This is a genomic window from Streptomyces sp. UH6, assembly GCF_013421635.1.
Classification (GTDB): domain Bacteria; phylum Actinomycetota; class Actinomycetes; order Streptomycetales; family Streptomycetaceae; genus Streptomyces; species Streptomyces abyssomicinicus.
Window position 1 is genome coordinate 1 of record NZ_JACADT010000545.1, and the last position, 3,836, is coordinate 3,836.

The following is a 3,836-nucleotide window of genomic DNA, read 5'->3' on the forward strand; positions in this document are numbered from 1 at the left end:
GCGACCCGGAGGCGACGGCCGACGCCGTCCTCCGCGGCGTGCACGGCGACGGCGACGACGAAGGGCGGCGGTCCCCCCGCCTCCGCGGGCAGCTTCCGGTACCCGTCGGCGACCGGCCTGCGCCACTCCAGGCTCAGCAGCACCTTGCGTTTGGCGACCACCTCGGCCAGGTCGGTCCGGAAGACGCCGTCCGGCTCCAGCACCGTCGCACGGGCGTCCAGCGCCAGCGCGGCGGGGAGCAGGCAGCGCAGGGAGCTGCCGACGACGTTGCCGCCGACCGTGGCCGTACGGCGCACCGCGCCGGTCCCCACCGTGCCGGCGGCCCGGCGCAGGACTCCCGGGACCCGGTCGTCGATCTGCCCCAGGATCACCGCCGAGCCCAGCGACTCGGAGGAGACGACGTTGGCCTCCGGGACGTGGCGCAGGGAGACGGCCAGTTCCGGGAAGCCGTCCTGCTGCCAGGCGGCCCACACCAGGGTGGCGCCTCCTACCGGGACGGCCCCTCGGGCCAGACACTCCCGGGCTTCGGACACGGATGCGGGCAGGAGCAGACGCACGGGGGATCCCCCTCGTTCCGCGAGGCGACAGGCCGGTGGGGACCTACCCGGCCGCGGGCGCCTCCACGCACCGACCCGCCGCGCACCCCCGCTGGGCACCACCGGGAGGTCGGGGCCGCCGCGCCCGGAGACGGCCGATCCCCACCGGGTCTACGGCGTGAGCGGTTCCCCGTCGGCCCCGAGCGGGACCGTCCGGCGCGCGGGACCGACCAGCCCGGTCTCGTAGGCGACGACGACGGCCTGCACCCTGTCGCGGAGCTGGAGCTTGGCGAGGACACGGCCCACATGGGTCTTCACGGTGGTCTCGGCCAGGTGGAGGCGGGCGGCGAGCTCAGCGTTGCTGAGGCCCTGCGCGAGCAGCCTCAGCACCTCCAGCTCGCGGGGGGTGAGCACGGAGAGGTCGCGGTGGAGCTCGCCGGCCGCGGAGCCCTGGCCCCGAGCGGCGGCCGGTCCGGGACCCGCGGCCTGCCGCGCGTACCGCTCGACCAGGCGACGCGTGATGGCAGGCGCCAGCAGCGCGTCGCCGGTGCGGACCAGGCGCACGGCGGAGACCAGGTGCTCGGGGGTGACGTCCTTCAGGAGGAAGCCGCTCGCCCCCGCCGCGAGGGCCGCGTACACGAACTCGTCGAGGTCGAAGGTGGTCAGGATGATCACGCGGGGCGGGTCGCAGGCGCCGCCGGCCAGGATCCGCCGGGTGGCTTCGAGGCCGTCCATCTCCGGCATCCGGACGTCCATCAGGACCACGTCGGGCCGGGTGCGCCGGACCGCGTCGACGGCCTCGGCCCCGTTCGCCGCCTCGGCGACCACGTCGACGCCGTCCGCGGCGAGGATCATGCGGAAGCCGGTGCGCACCAGAGCCTGGTCGTCGGCGATCACCACCCGTGGTGGCGCGGTCATGCTGTCTCCAGGGGGATCAGTGCGGTCACGCGGTAGCCGCCGGTGAGGCGGCGGCCGGCCCGCAGGCTACCGCCGTACAGGGCGAGCCGCTCGCGCAGGCCGATCAGCCCCCGCCCGTTGCCGGTGGCGGCGGACGCCGACGGGGGGCCTCCGGTGTCGGTGACCTCCACGCGCAGGAACCCCGCGCCGTGTTCGACGGTCACCGCCGCGTCGGCGCCGGAGGCGTGCTTGACGGTGTTCGTCAGCGCCTCCTGGACCACGCGGTAGGCGGCCAGGCCGACCCCGGCGGGAACGTCGCGGGGCGTGCCCGTGACGGTCAGCTCCACCGGGACGCCGGTCTGGCGGACCCGTGCGACCAGCGTCTCCAGCTGGTCGAGACCGGGCTGGGGCGCGAGGTCCCCGGCCGCTCCCGCGGCGGCCCCCTCGCCGGCGTCCATGGTGAGCAGGCCCATGACGTGCCGCAGTTCGGTCATGGCGGCCCGGCCGCCGGCCTCGGCCGCGAGCAACGCCTCACGGGCCTGGCCGGGGGCCTTGTCCATCACCGCCCGCGCCGCGCCCGTCTGGATCACCATCATGCTGACGTTGTGGGTGACCACGTCGTGCAGCTCGCGGGCGATGCGGGCGCGCTCGTGCTCCGCCGCGCGGCGCAGCTCCTCGGCCCGGTCCCGCTCCAGCACGGACATCCGCACCCGGCTCTCCTCGGCCCTGAGCATCCAGCCGCGCAGCCCGACGGTCGCCATCACGAGCGGGACGAGGACCAGCAGCGGGACGTACTGGTCGGGGACCGGGGTCGTCGGCGACACCCGCACGCCCTCGGCGCCGCCGGCGACGGCGAACACCAGCACCGGCAGGCTCACCAGCGTGAGCACCCGGTAGGGGCTGTAGGCCGCCGCGCTGTACGCGGCGACGACGCAGGCGTAGAAGACGAGCCGCCGCGCGTCGTGCGGCGTCAGCACGGCCACACCGGTCACCACCCACAGCGTGGCCAGCGGACAGCGGCGGCGCAGCACCAGCGGCGCCCAGGCGGCGACGGTCAGCGACGCCGCGGCGGTCGCGCTGCTCGCCCCCATGGCCCGGACCAGCGGCGCCACGCCGTCGGTGGCCCCGGCCACCAGGAGGGACCCGGTGGTCAGCGCCCAGCTCAGCATCACCGTGCCGAAGACCAGCACCAGGGCGGCGTCGAAGAGCAGACCGCGCCGGGCAGGGCGCGGCAGCGGACCGGTCGGGCGCCACAGCGACCCGATCCCGTCCCGCAGCCGGTCCGCCACCGACACACTCGTCACCGGGGCATTCTCGCCCACGCGCCGGCCCCGCGGCATCCTCCCCACCGGCCACCACGGGCGCCCGGAGTCCTCCTGACGACTACGTCCCAGGGACGACGCCGTCGGATGTCGTCCCCTCGTGCCACGCGAATGCCCCGGCGGGCCGACGCGCCTGCCGCACCCGCCCGCCTAGCGTCCGGCGGGACACGGATGCACACCGAGGGAGCCGCCATGACCGCGCCAGTGATCGAGCTACGCGACGTGATCCGCAGGTACGACGACGGGCCACCGGCCCTGGACGACGTGTCGCTCACCGTGCGCGCGGGGGAGTCGGTCGCGGTCGTCGGGCCGTCCGGCAGCGGCAAGTCCACCCTGCTCAACCTGGTCGCGGGACTGGACCGGCCGGACAGCGGCAGCGTCGCCGTCGACGGCGTGCGGATCGACGGCCTCGGCGAGGCCGCGGCGGCCCGTCACCGGAGGGCCAGGATCGGCATGGTCTTCCAGTTCTTCAACCTCCTCGACGACCTGACCGTCACCGACAACGTCCTTCTGCCCGCCCACCTCGCGGGCATGGGACGGCGGGAGGCCGCACGGAGGGCGAAGGAACTGCTGGAAGTGCTCGGCGTCGACCGGCACGCCGACGCCCACCCGTCCCGGCTGTCCGGCGGCGAACGCCAACGCGTCGCGGTGGCACGGGCGTTGATGAACCGGCCTCCGCTGCTGCTGGCCGACGAACCGACCGGGGCACTGGACACGGCGTCGGGACGGGACGTCGCCCGGCTGCTCACCGAACTCAACGCCGACGGCCAGACCGTCGTCGTGGTCACCCACGACCTGGCGCTGGCCCGGTCCTGCACCACCCGCACGATCCGCCTGGTCGACGGCCGGATCACCGCCGACCGGGCCTCCGACGGCATCGACGGCATCGACGGCTCGGGCGCCCCCGAGGGCGCCACCGAGGGCGGCGTCGCCGCGGAGCGGGCCCGATGAGCGCTCCGGGCCGGGTGGTGCGCTCGGGCGTGGGACGCCGCAGAGTGCCCGGCATCGTGATCGGCCTGGCCGTCATGATGGCGGTGGCCGCGTCCCTCCTCGGCGGCACCCTGGTCGCGGTCTCCGGCGC

At 75.9% G+C, this 3,836-nt stretch carries 4 protein-coding genes; 1 reads left to right on the forward strand and 3 read right to left on the reverse strand.

All coding sequences use genetic code 11. The annotated features are described in order from the left end of the window. The 3 genes from HW445_RS21670 to HW445_RS21680 all read right to left on the reverse strand — a co-directional run. The coding region (locus tag HW445_RS21670; protein WP_180222642.1) for an FAD binding domain-containing protein at positions 1-557 on the reverse strand (557 nt) is incomplete at its 3' end. A 150-nt stretch (positions 558-707) separates the two neighbouring features. Then, positions 708-1,454: a response regulator transcription factor gene (locus tag HW445_RS21675; RefSeq protein ID WP_180222643.1), complete on the reverse strand. Its 747-nt coding sequence runs from the start codon at positions 1,452-1,454 to the stop codon at positions 708-710. Beyond that, positions 1,451-2,773 carry a histidine kinase gene (locus tag HW445_RS21680; RefSeq protein ID WP_180222644.1) on the reverse strand — a complete coding sequence of 441 codons (1,323 nt, stop codon included), beginning with the start codon at positions 2,771-2,773 and terminating at the stop codon, positions 1,451-1,453. Before HW445_RS21680 ends, HW445_RS21675 begins: the two co-directional genes overlap by 4 nt. A 174-nt stretch (positions 2,774-2,947) precedes the next feature. Here HW445_RS21680 and HW445_RS21685 point away from each other — a divergent pair, with 174 nt between their 5' ends. Then, positions 2,948-3,706 (forward strand): ABC transporter ATP-binding protein, encoded by a 759-nt coding sequence (locus tag HW445_RS21685; RefSeq protein WP_180222645.1) that lies wholly within the window; start codon positions 2,948-2,950, stop codon positions 3,704-3,706. Positions 3,707-3,836: the final 130 nt, after the last annotated feature.

Bases quoted from the DNA above. Each gene is read 5' to 3' on its own strand.
- HW445_RS21680 (WP_180222644.1), bottom strand. From the start codon at position 2,773: ATGCCGCGGGGCCGGCGCGTGGGCGAGAATGCCCCGGTGACGAGTGTG.
- HW445_RS21685 (WP_180222645.1), top strand. From the start codon at position 2,948: ATGACCGCGCCAGTGATCGAGCTACGCGACGTGATCCGCAGGTACGAC.
- HW445_RS21675 (WP_180222643.1), bottom strand. From the start codon at position 1,454: ATGACCGCGCCACCACGGGTGGTGATCGCCGACGACCAGGCTCTGGTG.